At 73.2% G+C, this 19,284-nt stretch carries 16 protein-coding genes and 1 riboswitch; of the genes, 3 read left to right on the forward strand and 13 right to left on the reverse strand.

Annotated features, from left to right (window positions below; genetic code table 11):
• Window positions 1–24 precede the first annotated feature (24 nt).
• The 11 genes from AB0M28_RS26840 to AB0M28_RS26890 all read right to left on the reverse strand — a co-directional run bounded on the left by AB0M28_RS26840 (window position 25) and on the right by AB0M28_RS26890 (window position 14,475).
• Complete coding sequence (locus tag AB0M28_RS26840) at window positions 25–828, reverse strand: alpha/beta fold hydrolase (RefSeq protein ID WP_365410114.1); 804 nt, start codon at window positions 826–828, stop codon at window positions 25–27.
• 15 nt (window positions 829–843) lie between these two features.
• Window positions 844–1,689 carry an alpha/beta hydrolase gene (locus AB0M28_RS26845; RefSeq protein WP_365410117.1) on the reverse strand — a complete coding sequence of 282 codons (846 nt, stop codon included), beginning with the start codon at window positions 1,687–1,689 and terminating at the stop codon, window positions 844–846.
• Between the two features lie 54 nt (window positions 1,690–1,743).
• Window positions 1,744–2,568, reverse strand: coding sequence for an alpha/beta hydrolase (locus AB0M28_RS26850; RefSeq protein ID WP_365410120.1), 825 nt, complete (start codon window positions 2,566–2,568; stop codon window positions 1,744–1,746).
• Between the two features lie 120 nt (window positions 2,569–2,688).
• Window positions 2,689–5,433 (reverse strand): AAA family ATPase, encoded by a 2,745-nt coding sequence (locus AB0M28_RS26855; RefSeq protein WP_365410123.1) that lies wholly within the window; start codon window positions 5,431–5,433, stop codon window positions 2,689–2,691.
• 153 nt (window positions 5,434–5,586) lie between these two features.
• Window positions 5,587–7,116 carry a UDP-N-acetylglucosamine 1-carboxyvinyltransferase gene (locus tag AB0M28_RS26860; RefSeq protein WP_365410126.1) on the reverse strand — a complete coding sequence of 510 codons (1,530 nt, stop codon included), beginning with the start codon at window positions 7,114–7,116 and terminating at the stop codon, window positions 5,587–5,589.
• Window positions 7,117–7,152: 36 nt separating this feature from the next.
• Window positions 7,153–7,995 (reverse strand): ECF transporter S component, encoded by an 843-nt coding sequence (locus tag AB0M28_RS26865; RefSeq protein ID WP_365410129.1) that lies wholly within the window; start codon window positions 7,993–7,995, stop codon window positions 7,153–7,155.
• Window positions 7,992–9,845, reverse strand: a complete 1,854-nt coding sequence (locus AB0M28_RS26870; RefSeq protein ID WP_365410132.1) for an ATP-binding cassette domain-containing protein — start codon at window positions 9,843–9,845, stop codon at window positions 7,992–7,994. Before AB0M28_RS26870 ends, AB0M28_RS26865 begins: the two co-directional genes overlap by 4 nt.
• Window positions 9,842–10,972 (reverse strand): CbiQ family ECF transporter T component, encoded by a 1,131-nt coding sequence (locus tag AB0M28_RS26875; protein ID WP_365410135.1) that lies wholly within the window; start codon window positions 10,970–10,972, stop codon window positions 9,842–9,844. Before AB0M28_RS26875 ends, AB0M28_RS26870 begins: the two co-directional genes overlap by 4 nt.
• Window positions 10,969–11,619 carry an SCO2322 family protein gene (locus AB0M28_RS26880; protein WP_365410137.1) on the reverse strand — a complete coding sequence of 217 codons (651 nt, stop codon included), beginning with the start codon at window positions 11,617–11,619 and terminating at the stop codon, window positions 10,969–10,971. Before AB0M28_RS26880 ends, AB0M28_RS26875 begins: the two co-directional genes overlap by 4 nt.
• Window positions 11,616–12,833, reverse strand: coding sequence for a prenyltransferase/squalene oxidase repeat-containing protein (locus AB0M28_RS26885; RefSeq protein ID WP_365410140.1), 1,218 nt, complete (start codon window positions 12,831–12,833; stop codon window positions 11,616–11,618). Before AB0M28_RS26885 ends, AB0M28_RS26880 begins: the two co-directional genes overlap by 4 nt.
• 187 nt (window positions 12,834–13,020) lie before the next feature.
• Window positions 13,021–13,096, reverse strand: a riboswitch (cobalamin riboswitch).
• Between the two features lie 155 nt (window positions 13,097–13,251).
• On the reverse strand, window positions 13,252–14,475 hold the full coding sequence (locus AB0M28_RS26890; RefSeq protein WP_365410143.1) for an RNA-guided endonuclease TnpB family protein: 1,224 nt from the start codon (window positions 14,473–14,475) through the stop codon (window positions 13,252–13,254).
• Window positions 14,476–14,500: 25 nt separating this feature from the next.
• Here AB0M28_RS26890 and tnpA point away from each other — a divergent pair, with 25 nt between their 5' ends.
• The gene (gene tnpA / locus AB0M28_RS26895; RefSeq protein ID WP_365410146.1) at window positions 14,501–14,917 is read left to right on the forward strand and encodes an IS200/IS605 family transposase; all 417 of its coding nucleotides are present in this window, start codon (window positions 14,501–14,503) and stop codon (window positions 14,915–14,917) included.
• A gap of 119 nt (window positions 14,918–15,036) precedes the next feature.
• On the opposite strand, the gene AB0M28_RS26900 is transcribed toward tnpA, so the two are convergent.
• A complete protein-coding gene (locus AB0M28_RS26900; RefSeq protein ID WP_365410149.1) occupies window positions 15,037–16,113 on the reverse strand; it encodes an MBL fold metallo-hydrolase in 1,077 nt (358 codons plus the stop codon).
• A gap of 738 nt (window positions 16,114–16,851) precedes the next feature.
• Here AB0M28_RS26900 and AB0M28_RS26905 point away from each other — a divergent pair.
• Both AB0M28_RS26905 and AB0M28_RS26910 read left to right on the forward strand, forming a co-directional pair.
• Window positions 16,852–18,303, forward strand: coding sequence for an aldehyde dehydrogenase (locus AB0M28_RS26905; protein WP_365410152.1), 1,452 nt, complete (start codon window positions 16,852–16,854; stop codon window positions 18,301–18,303).
• Between the two features lie 6 nt (window positions 18,304–18,309).
• The gene (locus AB0M28_RS26910) at window positions 18,310–18,543 is read left to right on the forward strand and encodes a ferredoxin (protein ID WP_365410155.1); all 234 of its coding nucleotides are present in this window, start codon (window positions 18,310–18,312) and stop codon (window positions 18,541–18,543) included.
• A gap of 6 nt (window positions 18,544–18,549) precedes the next feature.
• Here AB0M28_RS26910 and AB0M28_RS26915 read toward each other — a convergent pair whose 3' ends face one another.
• Window positions 18,550–19,191, reverse strand: coding sequence for a TetR family transcriptional regulator (locus tag AB0M28_RS26915; RefSeq protein WP_365410158.1), 642 nt, complete (start codon window positions 19,189–19,191; stop codon window positions 18,550–18,552).
• Window positions 19,192–19,284: the final 93 nt, after the last annotated feature.

Below are 19,284 nucleotides of genomic sequence, written 5' to 3' on the forward strand. Positions count from 1 at the left end.
GGCGCCGGCCCCCGGGCCCGCAGGCTAACGGGCGTGCGCCACCGCCCAGTCGAGGGCCTGGTCCGCGACCTCCTCCCAGCCCGGCGCCGCGGGAAGCAGATGCGGCATCCCGGCGAACTCCCGCACCTCGGTCACCGTGTCCGACTTGTAGTGCCGGGCGTTGGATTGCTGCACCTTCGGCGGCATCAGATGGTCCTTCTCACCCGATACGAACAGCAGCGGCGCACGGTCGTCGTTGTGGTAGTCGACGTACGTACTGTGGTGTCCGGGCCGCAGGGTGGCCAGGGCGCTGTCCCAGAAGACGGCACCCGAGGCCGGGATCGCGTAACGCTCGTACAGCGCCCGGGACTCCTCCTCTGTGAACGTGTTGGCGAACGCGTAGTGCCACTGCTCCGCGGTCAGCCCGACCGCCCGGTGCCGGTTGGCGGGGTTCTTCAGCACCGGGAAGGCCGCCTTGACCTGCGACAGCGGCAGCACGGCCACGCCCTCCGTGGGCGCGGAGCAGATCGCCACGCCGGCGGCGCCGTGGCCCCGGTCCAGCAGCAGCTGGACGAACACGCCGCCCGCGGAGTGGCCGATCAGCACCGGTGGCCGGTCCAGGCCGCGGATCAGGGCCTCGAGGCTGTCGAGGATCTGCTGGACGGTGACCGCCTCGATCGGCGCGGTGTCGGCGTTCAGGGACTCCACCTCCACCTCGAAGCCCGGGTAGGCGGGGGCGAGGACGCGGTAGCCGCGCTTCTCGTAGTGGGCGACCCAGTGCTCCCAGCTGCGCGGCGTCACCCAGAAGCCGTGGATCAGGACGATCGTGTCGGGTGCGGTGTCGGTCATCTTCGCGGTCCTTCCTCAGCGGGTGCCGCGGTCCGCGGCGACGATCTGGCGTACGACCGTGTCCGGCCGCGACATCATCACGACGTGCGAGGCGCCCTTCGCCTCGACGGTCGTACTGCCGGCGCGCGCCGCCATGAAGCGCTGTACAGCCGGCGGGATCACGCGGTCCTCGCCCGCCACGACGTACCACGACGGCAGCGTCCGCCACGCCGGTGCGCCGCTGGGGCCGCCGAGGCCCTGGACGCTGCCCGGGCGCTGCGAGACCGCCATCACCCGGGTCACGGAGCGCGGCAGGTCCTGGGCGAAGACGTCGTGGAAGCGCGCCGGGTCGATGTACCCGTCCAGGCCCTCGGTGCCGTCGGGCAGCGGATAGTGGCGTCCGACGAGCGCGCCGCCCAGTTGGCTGCCGGGGAACTTGTCGGCCAGCGCCAGCGCGCTCTCGCCCTCGTCGGGCGCGAACGCCGCGACGTACACGAGGGCCTTGACGTTGTCGTGGCCGAGGCCGGCGTTGGTGATGACCTCGCCGCCGTACGAGTGGCCGACGAGGATCACCGGGCCGGTGAGGGTGGCCACGATGCTGGAGAGGTACGCCGCGTCGCCGGCCAGGTCCCGCAGCGGGTCGGCGGCGGCGAGGACCGGGTAGCCGGCGTCCAGCAGCCGCTCGGTGACGGCGTTCCAGCCGGAGGCGTCCGCGAAGACGCCGTGGACGAGGACGACGGTCGGCTTGGCGGCGCCGTCGCTGCCGCCCGTACGGCCGTGTGCGGCGGCGGGGGCGGCGGACAGCCCGCCGAGCGTGGCGGCGGTGCCGGTGGCGAGCAGCCCGCCGAGGACACGGCGGCGGGGCTGGGGTGCGGAGGGCATGGACGGTTGTCCTTTCGGAAGGAGTCGGACGGTCGGGGCGCTGTGCGTACGCCCTCAGGAGCCGAGGAACGCGAGCAGGTCCTCGTTCAACTGGTCCTTGTGCGTGTCCGTGATGCCGTGCGGGGCGCCCGGGTAGACCTTCAGCGCGGCGTTCTTGATCCGCGCGGCGGAGGCCCGTCCGCCGACCTCGAACGGGACCACCTGGTCGTCGTCGCCGTGGATGACGAGCGTGGGCACGTCCACGGCGTCGAGGTCCGCCCGGAAGTCCGTCGCGGAGAACGCCGCGACGCACTCGTACGCGTTCCGGTGGCCGGACTGCAGGCCCTGCCGCCAGAACGCGTCCCGGATGCCCTGGGAGACGGCGGCGCCCGGACGGTTGTTGCCGAAGAACGGCCCGTCGGCGAGGTCGCGGTACAGCTGCGAGCGGTCCGCGAGGGAGCCGGCCCGGATCGCGTCGAAGACCTCGGCGGGTACGCCGCCGGGGTTGTCGTCGGTGCGCAGCATGAACGGCGGTACGGCGGAGACCAGCACGAGCTGCGCCACCCGGCCGGTGCCGTGCCGGCCGATGTAGCGCACGACCTCGCCGCCGCCGGTGGAGAAGCCGACGAGCGTGACGTCGCGCAGGTCGAGTTCGTCGATGAGCGCGGCGAGGTCGTCGGCGTAGGTGTTCATCTCGTTGCCGAGCCAGGTCTGGTCGGAGCGGCCGTGGCCGCGCCGGTCGTGGGCGACGGCCCGGAAGCCGTGGGAGGCCAGGTGCAGTTGCTGCGCCTCCCAGCTGTCCGCGTTCAGCGGCCAGCCGTGGGCGAGGACGACGGGGCGGCCGTGGCCCCAGTCCTTGTAGTGGATGCGGGCGCCGTCGGCGGCGGTGATGTAGGGCATGGGGATGCTCCGTCCGCGGGTGGTGTTCCGACCCGCCGATCGTCGCCGGGCACACCCGGGGCCCGAATCCCGTGCGGCGCGTAGTCGTGACCGCGCGCCGCACGGGGGCGGACCGCCCCGCTACAGCTCGGGCAGCTCGGTCAGCCGGCGCCGCGACGTCACGTCGAGCTTCCGGAAGACCTTGCGCAGGTGGTAGTCGACCGTGCTCGCGCTGATGAACAGCCGCGCCGCTATCTCCGCGTTCGTCGCCCCCGTCCGGGCCAGCCGGGCGATGGTCAGCTCCTGCGGGGTGAGTTCGGTCGCCGCCGCCTTCCCCCGGCGCGGGTGCTCCCCGGTCGCGGCCAGTTCCTGCGCGGCCCGTCCGGCGAAGCCCAGCGCCCCCATCGCGTCGAACATCCGCAGCGCCGTGCGCAGTTGCTCCCGGGCGTCCCGGCGCCGCTTGCGGCGGCGCAGCCACTCGCCGTAGAGCAGATGCGCCCGCGCCAGGTCGGAGACCGCCGGGGTGGCGGTGAGCAGCGCGATCGCCTCGCCGTGGAGCGGCTCGGCCTCGGCGTCGGGGGCGAGCAGGGCGCGGCAGCGGGCGAGCACGCCCAGCGCCCAGCCGGTGCCACTGGCTGTGGCGCGTTCGTCGAGGGTGCGCAGCGCGCCGGCGGCCGTCACCCGGTCGCCGCACCGCACGGCCGCCTCGATCAGCGCGGGCAGCAGCCGCGAGTGGTACACGACGGGGTCCCCGGCCACGAGGTCCTTGGTGATGGCGCGGGCCCGGGCGTAGTCGCCGGTGCCGAGCGCGGCGATCGTCATGCCGATCCGGGCGATCGACTCCACGGCTCCGGCGCCGAGCCAGGTGCCGGCCTGCATCGAGCCCTGGAAGACCTCCTCCATGTTCTTGCTCTCGTGGCGCCAGGCCAGCAGTTCCGGATGGCGGTACAGCTCCCACATGTCGTCGGTGGCGCCTATCGCGGTGCGCACCTGGAGGCCCTGGGCGTTCAGTTCGTCGGCGGCGGCGAGGGCGCCCAGATTGGTCTCGTGCATCACCGCGCAGTACAGGGCGGTGTCCAGATGGGCCAGCGCGCCGTTCGCGCGGGCGGCGTCGGCGGCCCGCCGCATCACGCCGGAGTGCAGGTCCGCGTCCCAGAGGATCATCGTCAGCGTGACCAGGGGCAGGTACGAGTCCAGCACCGTCACGTCCGGAGTCGCCGGGTCCAGGACCATCGCCACCGCCCGGCGGATGTGCGGTACGGCGGCCGCGTAGCCGTCGGTGACCAGCACCGCGTACGCCCGCAGGACCAGGCTGATGCCTGTCGCGGGCGCCGAACGCGGCAGTAACCCGTCCACGGCGGCGGCGATCTCGGCCGCCGAGGTGCCCCGCAGCAGTCGCTCGGCTCCGATCGACCGGTGGATCGCCTGGAGCAGGGCCTCGTGCGCCAGCTCCGGAGCGCCGTCCGCGAGGGAGCGCGCCGCGCGCAGGCACAGCGCCGAGGCGTCCGCGAAGCCGCCCTGCTCGCCCAGCAGGGTCTGCGCATGCGCCCGTACGAGCAGCGCCCGGCCCTGTCCCACATCCCCGAGCAGGTCCTCGTCCAGGGCGTCCGCCAGCGTCTTCGCCTGCAGCAGCGCCCCCGCCGCGAGGGCCGCCTCGGCCGCCGCCAGCTGCCGGCCGGTACGCGTCTCACCCGGCGGCGAGAGCTCGGCGGCGCGGGTGAGGAACGTCGCGCGGGCCGCGTAACCGCCGCGTGCGCCCGCCCGGTCCGCCGCCCGCTCCACCTCGGCGGCCACGTCCTCGTCGGGCCCGAGCGCCGCGGCGGCCCGGTGCCACGCCCGCTGGTCGGCGTCCGCGGGCCGGCCGGTGACCTCCGCCAGCGCCCCGTGCGCGCGGCGCCGCTCCACGCTGGTCGCGCCGCCGTACACCGCGGAGCGCACCAGCGGGTGCCGGAACTCCACCGCGCTCCGCAGGGCCACCAGGCGCGCCGCCTCCGCCGGGCCCGACGCGTCCGGGCCGACGCCCAGCAGCCGTGCCGCGTCCGTGAGATACCCGACGTCGCCGCCGGGCACCGCGGCCGCGAGCAGCAGCCAGGTCCGGGTCGCCGGGGGCAGGGCGGCCACCCGGCGCAGATAGTGCTCCTCCAGCCGGCTGCCCAGCGGCAGGGGTTCGGGCAGCGCCAGCGCCCCGGTGAGCTGGTCGGCGGTCAGCGCGCCGCCGAGGTCCGCCAGCGCGAGGGGGTTGCCCGCCGTCGCCGTCACGATCCGCGCGCCCACCCGGGCGTCCAGCGGACCGTCGACGGACGCCCGCAGCAGCTCCAGCGCGTCCGGCTCCGCCAGCCCGCCGACCTCGGTGACCGGCAGCCCGGCCGGTGCGTCGAACCCGGTCCGGGCGGCGAACAGCAGCCCCACGCCCTCCCCGTGCACCCGCCGGCCGACGAACGCGAGGACGCCCAGCGACTCCTCGTCCAGCCACTGCACATCGTCCACGCAGGCCAGTACGGGCCGCAGCTTCGCCTCCTCCGCGAGCAGCGCCAGCGTCGCCAGCCCCACCAGGAACAGGTCGGCGGGCGGCCCGTCGGCGACCCCGCACGCCACCCGCAGCGCCTCCCGCTGCGCCGCGGTCAGCGTGCCGGGCTCCTTCAGCCCGTCCAGGAACGGCAGCAGCAGCCGGTGCAGCGCCGCGAACGGGAACCCGGCCTCCGACTCCACGCCCGCCACCCGCAGCACCCGCAAGTCCCCGGCCTGCGCGGCGGCGTGGCCGAGCAGCACCGTCTTGCCGATCCCCGCGTCCCCCTGCAGCAGGACGACCCGGCTGACCCCCTCGCGCAGATCCCCCACCAGCGTGTCGAGCAGCGCCCGCTCCCGCTCACGTCCCCTCAGGACCATCCGCAACGCCCTTTCCGAAAGCCCGGGTTACGGGCCGAACCTCTCAAGGGCGTCATTCAAACCGTTCCGGGCGAACCACGCCCCGGAAACGATCGGAATCCGGGCAGACGGACGCCCCCGCACCGCTTCGGTACGGGGGCGTCCGGAGGTTCGTCAGATGTCGCGGAACGTCTCGATCCGCGCGCCCACCGAGTTGAGGCGGTCGGCCAGGGACTCGTAACCGCGGTTGATGACGTACACGTTGCGCAGCACCGAGGTGCCCTCCGCGGCCATCATGCCGAGCAGCACGACCACCGCCGGGCGCAGCGCCGGCGGGCACATCATCTCCGTCTCGCGCCACCGCGTCGGGCCCTCCACCAGCACGCGGTGCGGGTCGAGGAGCTTGACGGAGGCGCCGAGGCGGGTCAGCTCGGTGAGGTAGATGGCGCGGTTGTCGTAGACCCAGTCGTGGATCAGCGTCGAACCCTGGGCGCTCGCCGCGATCGCCGCGAAGAACGGCACGTTGTCGATGTTCAGACCCGGGAACGGCATCGGGTGGATCTTGTCGATCGGGGCCTGCAGCTTGGACGGGCGGACCGTGAGGTCGACCAGCCGGGTGCGGGCGTTGTCCGCCGCGTACTCCGGGCCGCGGTCGAGGTCCAGGCCCATCTCCTCCAGCACCGCCAGCTCGATCTCCATGAACTCCGCCGGCACCCGGCGGATGGTCAGCTCGGAGGAGGTGACGACCGCGGCGGCCAGCAGGCTCATCGCCTCGACCGGGTCCTCGGACGGCGAGTAGTCCACGTCCACGTCGATGTCGCGCACGCCGCGCACGGTCAGGGTGGTGGTGCCCACGCCCTCGATCTCCACGCCCAGCTGCTCCAGGAAGAAGCACAGGTCCTGGACCATGTAGTTGGAGCTGGCGTTGCGGATGACCGTGGTGCCCGGGTGGCGGGCGGCGGCCATCAGCGCGTTCTCGGTCACCGTGTCGCCGCGCTCGGTCAGCACGATCGGCCGCTGCGGCGCGATGCCCGGCTCGACCTCGGCGTGGTACGTGCCCTCGGTGGCCGTGATGTCCAGGCCGAAGTGGCGCAGGGCGCTCATATGCGGCTGGACGGTGCGGGTGCCCAGATCGCAGCCGCCGGCGTACGGCAGCTTGAAGCGGTCCATCCGGTGCAGCAGCGGGCCGAGGAACATGATGATGCTGCGGGTGCGGACCGCTGCCTCGGTGTCGATCGACGTCAGGTCCAGCTCGGTCGGCGGGACGATCTCCAGATCGGCGCCGTCGTTGATCCAGCGGGCCTTCACACCGACGCTGTTGAGCACCTCGAGGATCCGGTAGACCTCCTCGATCCGGGCCACGCGGCGCAGCACCGTACGGCCGGAGTTCAGCAGCGAGGCGCACAGCAGGGCGACGCACGCGTTCTTGCTCGTCTTGACGTCGATGGCCCCGGAGAGCTGCCGCCCGCCCGACACCCTGAGGTGCATAGGGCCGGCCGTGCCCAGGGAGACGATCTCGCTGTCCAGGGCCTCGCCGATGCGGGCAATCATGTCGAGCGAGATGTTCTGATTGCCGCGTTCGATACGGTTGACCGCGCTCTGGCTGGTACCGAGGGCCTCGGCGAGGTGGGACTGGGTCCATCCGCGGTGCTGCCGGGCGTTACGGATGAGCTTGCCGATGCGTACGAGGTAGTCGTCTGCCATACGCGGAACGTATATCAGATGTGAGATGAACGCCCATCAACGGGAGTTGAGTCCTCCGGTTTGTTCGAAATGCACGGGTGTGCCGAAGGCCGCGCGGCGGGTCGCGCGGCGCAGCGCCTTGAGTACCGGGGTGCCTAGGAGGAGGGTGCACAGGGCCGTCGTCAGGGCCCGGCCGAGGTCCCAACCCATCGATGTGGCCAGGCAGTACGCCAGGAAACGGGCCAGGTTGTCGGGGATCGGATCGCCGGCGACGAACGTGATGCCGGAGGGCAGGCCGGTGGTGTAGATCGGCCAGCCCTGGAAGTTCATGACCAGCCCATAACCGAACGAGGTGACTACGCCATATGAGGTAAGCAGCCACAGCTCCCGCCGGCCCCGCAACCGGTCCGCCCCGGGCAGCAGCCCCGCGCCCAGGCACACCCAGCCCATCGCCAGCATCTGGAACGGCATCCACGGGCCGACGCCCCCGGTGAGCAGCGCGGACGCGAAGATCGTGGTCGCGCCCAGCACGAAGCCGAAGCCGGGGCCGAGCACGCGGGCCGAGAGGATCAGCAGGAAGAACATCGGCTCGAGGCCGGCCGTACCGGCTCCGAGGGGCCGCAGCGCCGCCCCCACCGCCGCCAGTACGCCGAGCATCGCGATGGCCTTCGCGTCCAGGCCCTGGTCGGCGATCGTCGCCGCCACGACGGCGAGGAGGAGCGGGAGGAGCAGGGCGAAGATCCACGGGGCGTCGACGGCGTGGTCGCCGATGACGCTGCCCCGGTCGGCGAGCAGGGGCCAGCCGAAGACGCCGATGCCCAGGAGCGTGATCAGGGCGAGGGCGGCGGTCGCGCGCGGGCCGAGGCGGATCGCACGGTGTCGTTCGGTGTACGCCGTCACGCCGCGGCCTCCAGGGCCCGGCGGATCTGCGGGACGGTCAGCCACGGGCCGTCGCCCAGGATCTTCGTGACCTGGGGGGCGAAGGCGGGGGAGGAGACGACCACCTCGGCCATCGGGCCGTCGGCGACGATCTCGCCCTCGGCGAGGATGATCACGCGGTGGGCGAGCTCGGCGGCGAGCTCCACGTCGTGGGTGGCCAGGACGATGGTGTGGCCCTGCGCGGCCAGGGTGCGCAGGGCCTTTGCCAGGCGGTGCTTCGCGGCGTAGTCGAGGCCGCGGGTGGGTTCGTCGAGGAGGAGCAGGCGCGGTCGCGCGGTGAGGATGACGGCCAGGGCGAGGGCGAGGCGTTGTCCTTCGGAGAGGTCGCGGGGGTGGGTGCCGTCCGCGACGTCCGGGAGCAGGTCGGTCACCAGGGCGCGGCAGGTTCCTTCCGGGGCGCCGGCGTCCGCGTCCGCTGCGTCGCATTCGGCTGCGACCGTGTCGGCGTAGAGGAGGTCCCTCGGGTCCTGGGGGACGAGGCCGGCGTGGCGGAGGAGGTCCCTGGGGGCGGTCTCCGCCGGGGTGATGCGGCCGTTCAGTGTGACGCTGCCCGCGGTGGGCTCGTGGAGGCCGACGAGCGTGCGCAGGAGGGTGGACTTGCCGGCGCCGTTGCGGCCCATGAGGGCGATGGTCTCGCCTTCGGTGAGGGTGAGGTTGATGTTCCGGAGGACCTCGGTGCGGTTTCGCCTTACGGCGAGTGCGGTGGTTTCGGCGGTTGTCGGTGTGCTCTCTGCGGTGGTGGGCGGGGTGGTCTTCCGGCGCCGGAAGAGGGCGCGGAGCCTTGTGGTCGCGTTCGGCTGCGGTTCGCCTGCGCGTGCGGTCGCGTGCGCGGGCGTGTTCGCCGTGGTTGCGTCGGGCGTCGATGGCTGCGGTTCGCCTGCGCCCACCCGTGCCGCCCCAGCGGCACGACTGCCCGCAGGCTGCGGGTCTGCGCTCACGGCTGCCCCCTGCGCCACCCCCGATGCTGTCGCCGGGCCCGGTGTTACCGGGTGGAGGCCCGACAGCCTCTCCCGTAGCGGGGCTGCCGCGCGGCGGGCGTCGCGGATGGAGAGGGGGAGGGGGGTCCAGCCTGCGAGGCGGCCCAGGGAGACCACCGGGGGGTAGACCGGGGAGACCGCCATCATGTCCGCCGGGGTGCCCGTGGTGGGGGGTGTGCCGGGGGTGGGGAGGACGATGACCTGGTCGGCGTACTGGACGACGCGCTCCAGGCGGTGTTCCGCCAGGAGGACCGTCGTACCCAGGTCGTGCACCAGGCGCTGGAGGACCGCCAGGACCTCCTCCGCCGCGGCCGGGTCGAGGGCCGACGTCGGTTCGTCGAGGACCAGGACGCGCGGGTGCGGGGTGAGGACCGAGCCGATCGCGACGCGCTGCTGCTGGCCCCCGGACAGCGAGGCGATGGGGCGGTCGCGGAGGTCCGCGAGGCCCAGCAGGTCGAGGGTCTCCTCGACGCGGCGGCGCATCGTGTCCGCCGGGAGGCCGAGGGACTCCATGCCGTACGCCAGCTCGTCCTCGACCGTGTCCGTGACGAAGTGCGAGAGGGGATCCTGGCCCACCGTGCCGACCAGGTCGGCCAGTTCACGCGGCGGGTGCAGCCGCGTGTCCCGGCCGCCGACCGTGACCCGCCCCCGCAGCGTGCCGCCGGTGAAGTGCGGGACCAGCCCGCTCACCGCGCCCAGCAGTGTCGACTTGCCGACCCCCGACGGCCCGACGAGCAGCGCCAGCTCCCCCTCCGGGATCCGCAGATCGACGCCCTGCAACGCGGGGCGGTCCGCGCCGTCGTACACGACGGAGACGTCTTCGAAGGCGATCACGTGGACTCCTTGCCGGGCACCCGCACAGGCACGGGCGCGACGAAGGCGGGCAGCAGGCCGATGAGCAGGCCGGCCGCGGGCCAGAGGGGAAGCTCGGGGGCGCGCAGCGGTACGACGCCGGGGTGCAGGGCGTCCGGCGCGTACCGGCCCGCCCAGATCGTCAGCAGCGCGACCGCGACGCCGGACCCGGCGACCAGCCACGACCGCGGGCCGAAGCGGTCCGGCCGGTACACGGTCCGCACCGCCCGCCGCCCGCCCAGCCGCAGCCCCGCGACCGCCGCCGCCAGACCGGCGAGCAGCACCGGCAGCCCGTAGCCGGCGCCCTGCGCGGCGAGCAGTCCGTACGTACCGGCGCACACGCCCAACAGCCCGCCGAGGGTGAGGAGTCCCGTCGTACGGCGGACGGCAGGCGGCACGTCCGCGCTGCGGCCGTAGCCGCGGGCGTCCATCGCCGCCGCCAGCGCGACCGACCGTTCCAGCGCGCCCTCGAGGACGGGCAGCCCGACCTGCAGCACCGACCGGATGCCCCGGTCGCCGCGCCCGCGCAGCCGCCGCGCGGCGCGCAGCCGGCCGACGTCGGAGACGAAGTGCGGGGCGAAGGTCATCGCGACGACGACCGCGACGCCCGCCTCGTACAGGGCGCCGGGAAGGGACTTCAGGAGCCGGGCGGGGTTGGCGAGGGCGTTCGCGGCGCCGACGCAGATGAGGAGCGTGGCCAGTTTGAGGCCGTCGTAGAGGGCGAAGAGGAGCTGCTCGGCGACCACCCGGCCGCCCAGCCGGATGCCCTTCGCCCAGTCGGGCAGCGGCACTTCGGGGAGGGTGAAGAGCGTGTGCGTGCCGCCGATGGGGGAGCCCAGGACCGTCGCGAAGACCAGCCGGATGACGAGGACCGCCAGGCCGAACCTGACGAAGACGGCGTACGAGCGGGCCCACGGCGCGTCCGTACGGCGGGCCGCGACGACATAGCCCGCGACGCCGACGACCATGCCCAGCAGCAGCGGGTTCGTGGTCCGCGACGCGGCGACCGCCAGCCCCAGGGCCCACAGCCACCAGGCGCCCGCGTGGATCGCGTTGCCCCGGTGGGCCTCGGGCGCCTGCAGCCACCGGGTCACGCGCGCGCCGGTCATGCGCGCCGGCGCCTCGCCTGCCACACGGCTGCGGCCCCGAGGACCGCCACGGCGGCGACGCCGCCGATGAGGCCGGCGGACGGGCCCTCGCCGGAGTCCTCGTCCGCGGCCGGCGTACCGGAGCCGGACTTCTCGTCAGCAGACGAGACCGTCTCGCCGCACCCCTTCGCCGGATAGCCCGCGATCGCGCACAGCAGGCCGTTCGAGCCGAAGCGCAGCGGCTCCGCGACCGCCGCCAGGGCGTCCGCCGCCGTCGCGTCCTCGGGCACGACCGCGCACTCGGTGCGCTGCGCGGGCGGGGTCGCGCCGTCCGCGGAGTCCTCGGGCGTACCGAAGTCGAGGACGAACGCCACCCGCTTGCGGCCGTCCTCGGCCTTCCCGTCCGCGCAGATCGCCGCGAAGTCCGCCGTCCCGCGCGGGCGGGTGGCGTCGGCGGAGTCCTCGCTGACGGCGAAGCGGAAGCCGACGACGTCCCCGTCGCCGGGGCGGGCGGTGCCGGGGCCCTGCTGGGCGTACACCCACTGCGAGCCGTCGCGCTCCCAGAAGGACCAGTAGCGATAGCCCTCAGCGTGCGCGGAGCCCGCGCCCCCCAACAGCGCGAGCAGCGTGACGAGGGGGGCGAGGGCGAGGCGGGCGGTGCGTATCACAGCCGGGCGTTCTTCTTGCGCAGGCTGGAGAAGATGCCGACGCCGACACCGGCGATCAGGCCGACGCCGATGATCAGCCAGGTGGTGGTGGCCATGCCGCCGTCGTCGTCACCGTCGTCCTCCTTCGCCGCCTTGGGGGACGGCTTGGTGGAGGCGGCCGCGGCCTGCGGGGCGGGGCCGGTCGCGTTGAGGGCGGCGACCAGGTCGGTACCGGCGAAGTCCTTCGGGTCCTTGCCGACGGCCTGCGCAGTCAGGATGAGCGTGCCCAGGGCGGCCGGGCTGTCCTTGGACCAGGCCGCGGAGTTCTTCTCCAGCCAGGCGTACGGCTCGAGCGCCGCGCTCTTGTGGCCGCCGGCGGCCAGGGCGAGGGTCGCCCAGGCGGTGGTGTTCGGGTCGGCGTTCTTGGCGCTGAGGTCCTTCAGGAAGCCCTCGTTGGCGGCGATCCGCTTGGCCAGGAAGTCGTCCGCGGCCTCGGCGTCGCCGTCCGGGTTGCGGTTGTCGGCGCAGGCGGGGGCGTTGACCGGGGCGTCGCCCGCCGCCTTCACGACCAGGCCCGTGCCGCGGCCGGCGAGCGCGGCGGCAGCGGTGGCGTACTCGTTGGCGTACAGCTTGCCCTTGTCGGGCGTGAAGGCGTACGCGCCCTGCTCGTCGGCCTTGGCGTCGCAGGGGAGCTGCAGCGCGGCGAGCGCGTCGAAGGGGGACTTCTCGCCCTTCAGCACCTGCGACGGCTCCTCGCCGGCGGCGGCCAGCGCGCCGATCGCCACGGAGGTGGAGTTCGCGTCGCTCCCGCCGCCCGGGTTGTACGGGAAGCCGCCGTCCTTGTTCTGGATGCCCTTGAGCCAGGTCACGGCCTTGCCCACGGCGGCGTCCTGCCCGCCGAGCGCCGCCAGCGCCTGGACGGCCATGGCGGTGGCGTTGGAGTCCTCCGTCTTGGCGTCGCAGGCGGCGGCGGTGTCCTTGCGGTACGCCGCGAAACCGCCGTCCGCGCACTGCTGGCCGGTGAGCCAGGTCACGGCCTGCTCGGCGGGGCGTATACCGGCGGCGTCCTGGGCGAGCATCGCCAGGGAGGTACGCCACACGCCGTCGTACTGCGGGTCGGCCGTGCCGTACAGGCCGGCGCCGTCCGCCGCGGTGGCGGCGGGGGCTGCGACGGCGCACAGTGCCGCGGTGGCGGCGAGGGCCGCGAGCGCGCGGCGCGTGGAGCTGGAAGCCATGGCTGGGAGGGTGCCTTTCCTGCTGCGGGCCGGGCACGGCACCGCGCACGGCAGGCCCGCGGTTCACGCGCCCTGCACTGGCACCGGGCTCAGCTCCGTATACCTCGACGGGGCGACCGCACCCTGCGGGGGCGGCCAGTGGATCCGCCCGGGTGCGGGCGGCTCCGAGAGCCAACGCGTCCGTCGCGGGTACTCCGGCTCACACGCCGCTTCGCGGCCTGTACACGGTTGCGGGTCAGCGCCGGGATCGCACCGGCTTCCCCCGCGGGGACCCGACCACCTTACCGGGGGGTCCGGGCGGGTCATACCCCTGCTCGCGCGGTGGCCGGGCGGTGCGGCGGGCGTCACACCGGGTGTTGACATGCTCATCGCCCTGGAGGGCGAGGATTCTGGCCTTCCCTGACGGGTTGCCGTGCTGCTACGCGGCACGGTTTCCGGTCGGGAATCCGTGGCTTCCTGTTTCTTCGCGCCGTGCCGGGATTGCTCCCGGTCTTACCGGCGCTCCGCAGGCCGTCACCGCCAGTCCGGCGGCCTGTTTGACATTGATCGCGGCGTTGGTGTCCCGGTCGTGGACGGTGCCGCAGGCGGTGCAGGTCCATTCCCGCACGTTCAGGGGTTTGGGTCCGTCCTTGACGCCACACGTCGAGCAGACCTGACTCGTCGGCTCGAACCGGCTGATCTTGATCAGGGTGCGGCCGTATCGCTCGGCCTTGTAGGTCAGCATGCTGATGAACTGCGACCAGCCCGCGTCGTGCACGGACTTGGCCAGCCTGGTGCGCGCCAGCCCGGCCACCGACAGGTCCTCCACGGCGATCCCTTGGTTCTCGGAGATCAGCCGGGTGGAGAGCCGGTGGTGGAACTCGCGGCGCGCGTCGGCGACCTTGGCATGGGCGCGGGCGACCTTCTGGCGGGCCTTGGCCCGGCTCTTCGATCCCTTCTGTTTGCGGGACAGCTCCCGCTGGGCCTTCTTCAGCTTCTTCTCCGCGCGCCGCAGGAAGCGCGGGGAGTCGATCTTCGTGCCGTCGGACAGCACGGCGAAGTGGGTCAGGCCGAGATCGATGCCGATGGTGTTCTCGGTGGCGGGCATCCATTCGGCGTCGGCGGCGGGATCGGTGTCGATGACGAACGAGGCGAAGTACCGTCCCGCCGCATCCTTGATCACGGTCACCGAGGACGGTGTGACGGGCAGGGCGCGGGACCACTTCACCTTCACCGCGCCGATCTTCGGCAGGTTCAGACGGCCGCTGTCGGTGATGCTCCAGCGGGCATTCGCAGTGAACCGGATCGACTGCCGCTGATCCTTGCGGGACTTGAGACGCGGGGCACCCAGTTTCGGGCCCTTGCGGGTGCCGCCCAGGGAGGCGAAGAAGTTGCGGTACGCGGTCTCGGCGTCCCGCAAGGACTGCTGGAGCACCACCGCGGACACCTCGCCCAGCCAGGCACGCCCGGCTGTCCGCTTCGCATCCGTGATCAGCTCCCGGGACAACTGTCCGGCCGTCGGGAACGGTCGCCCTCTCGTGCGGGCGTCCTCGCGAGCGCGCACGGCGTCGTTGTACACCACGCGGGCGCACCCGAACGCCCGTGCCAACGCGGCCTGCTGGACGGCGTTCGGGTACAGGCGGAAGCTGTGCCGAAGCTGCATACCGGCCACGCTACATACTTGGGTTATGGGTGAGATGCAGAAGATCAGAACTGGTCGGCACTGTACATTCGCGATGCATGTCCACTTGGTCTTCGTGACCAAGTTCCGGCACAAGGTGTTCACCGATACCCACCTGAGGCGCATGGAGGAGATCATGCGGTCGGTCTGTTCGGACTTCGAATGCGAACTGGTGGAGTTCAACGGCGAGGACAACCACGTCCACCTGCTGGTGAACTTCCCGCCCAAGGTCGCCGTCACCAAACTGGTCAACTCCCTCAAGGGCGTCTCCTCCCGCCGCCTGCGCCAGGAGTTCCCCGACCTGGTGGGCCACTACTGGCGTGCCAGCAAGCTCTGGTCCGGGTCCTACCTCGCCGCAACCGTCGGCGGCGCACCGCTGTCCGTGGTCAGGCAGTACATTGAACAGCAGAACCGGCCGGGGTGAGCTTCACCCCGGCTCCGCCGGGAAAGCCTCGCAGCGCTCCGCGCGGCAGGCGACCTACCTCCGTCCGGCTCCGCCGGGCCCATTGCGGTGACGCTCCGCGTCACACCGGAAGATTCGCTTCACCCCCGGTCTGAAGGCCGGAGCACTGCGAATAGATCCCGGTAGCGGACCGGGGTGTCGCCGACGGCCTCCGCGCGGCCCTGTTTGACCAGGCGGCGGACGTGCGCCTCGGCCTCCGAGACGGCGATGTTGCGGGAGCCGTACGGGATGTCCGCCCAGGGGCGGTTCCACTCCATGGCCTCCGCCAGCTCCCAGGCCGTACGGGGGCGCTCGCGCAGCAGGGACGTCACGGCCGCGAGCCGGTCCGCGTGGTGGTCCAGCAGTTCGGTGACGCGGGCCGGGGCGTCGGTGAACGGGTGCTTGTGCGCGGGGAGTACCTCCGCGGGCGCCAGTCGGGCGACGCGCTCCAGGGAGGCCAGGTAGTCGCCGAGCGGGTCGGTCAGGTCGGCCTCGTCCGGGCCCTCGTACACGCCGATGTGCGGGGAGATGCCGGGCAGCAGGTGGTCGCCGGAGAACAGCCGGCCGGTGCCCGCGCGGCGGTCCGGGTGCTCCTCCTCCAGGTGCAGGCAGACGTGGCCGGGCGTGTGGCCGGGCGTCCAGATCGCGCGCAGCCGGCGGCCGGCGAGCGGGAGCAGTTCGCCCGGGGTGACCGCGCGGTCGGGCAGCGTCTGCCGCATCCCGGGGACGTCGCGCAGCCGGCCGGAGTCCAGCGCCTTCTGCAGCGGGGCGAGATGGTCGCCGGGGGCGCCGGCGGTGCGGAGCTTCGCGAGGAGGTAGCGCGCCCAGTGGCCGGGGTCGGCCTCCTGTCCGCGCCGGACCATGGCGATGTCCGCCTCGTGCATGGCGATCCAGGCGCCGGACGCCTCGCGGACCCGGCCGGACAGGCCGTGGTGGTCGGGGTGGTGGTGGGTGATCACGACTCCGTGCAGGTCCTTGACGTCCGTGCCGCAGCGGGCGAGTCCCGCGGTCAGGGTGTCCCAGGACGCCGGGTCGTCCCAGCCGGTGTCGACGAGGACGGGCCCGCGGTCGGTGTCCAGGACGTAGACCAGGGTGTAGCCCAGGGGGTTGTCCGGGATGGGCACCTGGATGCTCCAGACACCACCGCGGTGGTCGGTCACCTCGGGGGTTTCGTGCACGGGGCGCCTCCTGGTTACCGGGTACGGCGCGCCGGCGGGCGGGCGCGCACGGCTCCGATGGTAACTAGAACGAGTTTCAGTGTCCCGTGCAACTTGTCCTCCGGCCACGGTTCTTGAACCCGGGGCGACTTGCGCGCGTCGGTCAGGGGGGCGCTGCGCGCCCTTTGGCCTGTGTGCCTTCGGTCTCGGGGAAGGGCGTGTGCCTGCGGCCTCGAGGCCGTGTGCCTTCGACCTCGGGGGTCGCGCGCCCCGCGGTCTCGGGAGGTGACCGCCGTCGGCGAAGGCCGGTGCGGATCAACACCCCCCGCAACCACCCTGTTTCCAGGGGGTTCGGGGGCGAAGCCCCCGGGACCTGTTCCGTCGGCCCCCGCCGGAGGCGCGTGACCCCCTGCCATAGGCGCGTGCCCCCCGCCGGAGGCGCGCGGCGCCCCCGTCAGACCCTGACTTACCCGCACGCCGGGCTGGGGTCCGGGGTTGCCCCCCGGGGGGAGAACACGGCGAGCGCCGCCGGCGCAGATCGACGCTGACCCGCACCCGCCCTCGCTACGCGACCACCCCGCTCCCACGGGGCCCGGGGGGCGAAGCCCCCGGATTCCGTCTGATGGCGGGCGCACCGCCGGAGGCCCGCGGTCCGGTCCGCACGCTGTGGACTCCTGGTCCCGGAACTGGTATCAACGCAAACTGAAAGACCGTCAGATATGGCGGCCGTGGCGGCAGCAACCCCCGGGAGGCATCGCGATGAGCGATCTCGTCGAGCACGGACAGCTCTACATAGGCGGCCGGCTGACCGACCCCGCCGGCACCGACACCATCGAGGTGGTCTCCCCGCACACCGAGGAGGTCATCGGCCGCGTCCCGCACGCCTCGCGCGCCGACGTGGACCGGGCCGTGGAGGCCGCCCGTACCTCCTTCGAGTCCGGCGTCTGGGCCGCCCGCACACTGGACGAGCGGATCGAGGTCGTCACCCGGATCAAGGACGCCATCGCCCTGCGGCACGAGGAGCTCGCCCGCGTCATCACGAGCGAGAACGGCACCCCGTACTCGGACAGCGTCCTGGTGCAGTCCCTCGCCACGATGATGGTCTGGGACGCCGCGATCACCGTCGCCCGCGGCTTCACCTTCGAGGAGCGCCGCGACGGCGTGCTCGGCCCGGTCCTCGTACGCCGCGAGCCCGTCGGCGTCGTCGCCGCCGTGGTGCCGTGGAACGTCCCGCAGTTCACCGCCGCCGCCAAGCTCGCCCCCGCGCTGCTCGCGGGCTGCTCCGTCGTGCTCAAGACGTCGCCCGAGACGCCGCTGGACGCGTACATCCTCGGCGAGATCTGCCGCGAGGCGGGGCTGCCCGACGGCGTCCTGTCGATCCTCTGCGCGGACCGCGAGGTCAGCGAGTACCTCGTGGGGCACCGCGGCATCGACAAGATCGGCTTCACGGGCTCGGTGGCCGCCGGCAAGCGCGTGATGGAGGTCGCCGCGAGGAACCTCACCCGGGTGACGCTGGAACTGGGCGGGAAGTCCGCCGCGATCATCCTGCCCGACGCCGATCTCGCGGCGGCCGTCGAGGGCATCTCGCCGTTCGCCTGGATGATCAACGGCCAGGCGTGCGTGGCGCAGACGCGGATCCTCGCCCCGCGTTCCCGGTACGACGAGATCGCCGACGCCTTCGCCGCGAAGTGCGCGTCGCTGAAGGTCGGGGATCCGATGGACCCGGAGACGAAGGTCGGCCCGCTGGTCGCGCGCCGGCAGCAGCAGCGGTCCCTCGACTACATCGCGCTCGGCCAGCAGGAGGGCGCCAAGCTCCTGGTCGGCGGCGGCGTCCCGGCCTCGCAGTCGCGCGGCTGGTACGTCGAGCCGACCCTCTTCGGCGACGTCGACAACGGGATGCGGCTCGCCCGCGAGGAGATCTTCGGCCCGGTGATCTGCCTGCTGCCGTACGAGGACGAGGCCGACGCGGTCCGTATCGCCAACGACTCCGACTACGGCCTCTCCGGCAGCGTCTGGACGGCCGACACCGCCCGCGGCACGGACATCGCGCGCCGGGTGCGGACCGGCACGTACTCGGTGAACACCTTCAGCCTCGACATGCTGGGGCCGTTCGGCGGCTACAAGGACTCAGGGATCGGCCGCGAGTTCGGCCCGGAGGGCTTCGCGGAGTACACGGAGCTGAAGATGATCCACCTCCCCGCGGGAGCGTGAGGCGGCATGGGCGACCGCTGGCGGATCGAGGTGGACCGGGGCGTGTGCATCGGCTCGGGCTTCTGCGTGGGCACGGCACCGAACGGCTTCCGCCAGGACGCGGCACGCCAGTCGCACGCGCTGGCGGCGGAGTCCGACCCGGACGACCGCCTGCTCGCCGCGGCGGAGGGCTGCCCGGTGGAGGCGATCACGATCCGCCTGCTCGGCTCGGCCGAGCCGGTGTTCCCGCCGGACGATTGAACGGCGCTACGCCTGCTCGGCCGCCTCCCGGTCGAGCAGGCCGCACACGGTCTCGATGTCTATCCGTACCTGTGCGATCGACGCCCGTCCCGACAGCCAGGTGATCAGCGCCGAGTGCCAGGTGTGTTCGATGACCCGGACCGCCGAGAGCTGGGCCGGGGTCGGGCGGCCCTGCAGGCCCATCGCGTCCAGGATGATCGCCGTCGTGAGGCGCGAGACGGTGTCGACCTCCGGGCTGACCGAGCGGTCCGCGAAGGTCAGCGCCCGCATCATGGCGTCCGCCAGATGCGGTTCGCGCTGCATGGCGCGGAACGCCCGCATCAGGGTGCCCGCGACCCGGGCGCCCGCGGTCGGTTCCGTCGGCGGGCGTTTGCGCAGCGTCTCGTGCAGCAGCTGCAACTGGTCCTGCATGGTGGCGACCAGCAGATGCACCTTGGACGGGAAGTAGCGGTACAGCGTGCCCAGGGCGACGCCCGCCTGCTCGGCGACCTCGCGCATCTGCACGGCGTCGAAGCCGCCGCTGCCCGCCAGCTGCGCGCTGGCGTGCAGGATGCGCCGGCGGCGGGCCTCCTGCCGCTCGGTCAGCGGGGCGCCGCCGGCCGGCTGGGGCGCGGCGGAGGGCCTGGGCTTGCTCGGGCTCGTTGTCATGGGTCTCACAGGATGGCATCCGTCAGGTCGTGGCGTGAATCACCCGGTGGCGCCCGTCGCAGGGGGCTACCAGCCGGTAGATTCGTGCTTCCG

Origin of the sequence: Streptomyces sp. NPDC051940, from assembly GCF_040680895.1 — a bacterium.
GTDB lineage: Bacteria > Actinomycetota > Actinomycetes > Streptomycetales > Streptomycetaceae > Streptomyces.

Bases quoted from the DNA above. Each gene is read 5' to 3' on its own strand.
- AB0M28_RS26850 (WP_365410120.1), bottom strand. From the start codon at position 2,568: ATGCCCTACATCACCGCCGCCGACGGCGCCCGCATCCACTACAAGGAC.
- AB0M28_RS26915 (WP_365410158.1), bottom strand. From the start codon at position 19,191: ATGACAACGAGCCCGAGCAAGCCCAGGCCCTCCGCCGCGCCCCAGCCG.
- AB0M28_RS26875 (WP_365410135.1), bottom strand. From the start codon at position 10,972: ATGACCGGCGCGCGCGTGACCCGGTGGCTGCAGGCGCCCGAGGCCCAC.
- AB0M28_RS26845 (WP_365410117.1), bottom strand. From the start codon at position 1,689: ATGCCCTCCGCACCCCAGCCCCGCCGCCGTGTCCTCGGCGGGCTGCTC.
- AB0M28_RS26860 (WP_365410126.1), bottom strand. From the start codon at position 7,116: ATGGCAGACGACTACCTCGTACGCATCGGCAAGCTCATCCGTAACGCC.
- AB0M28_RS26885 (WP_365410140.1), bottom strand. From the start codon at position 12,833: ATGGCTTCCAGCTCCACGCGCCGCGCGCTCGCGGCCCTCGCCGCCACC.
- tnpA (WP_365410146.1), top strand. From the start codon at position 14,501: ATGGGTGAGATGCAGAAGATCAGAACTGGTCGGCACTGTACATTCGCG.
- AB0M28_RS26890 (WP_365410143.1), bottom strand. From the start codon at position 14,475: ATGCAGCTTCGGCACAGCTTCCGCCTGTACCCGAACGCCGTCCAGCAG.
- AB0M28_RS26910 (WP_365410155.1), top strand. From the start codon at position 18,310: ATGGGCGACCGCTGGCGGATCGAGGTGGACCGGGGCGTGTGCATCGGC.
- AB0M28_RS26855 (WP_365410123.1), bottom strand. From the start codon at position 5,433: ATGGTCCTGAGGGGACGTGAGCGGGAGCGGGCGCTGCTCGACACGCTG.
- AB0M28_RS26840 (WP_365410114.1), bottom strand. From the start codon at position 828: ATGACCGACACCGCACCCGACACGATCGTCCTGATCCACGGCTTCTGG.
- AB0M28_RS26905 (WP_365410152.1), top strand. From the start codon at position 16,852: ATGAGCGATCTCGTCGAGCACGGACAGCTCTACATAGGCGGCCGGCTG.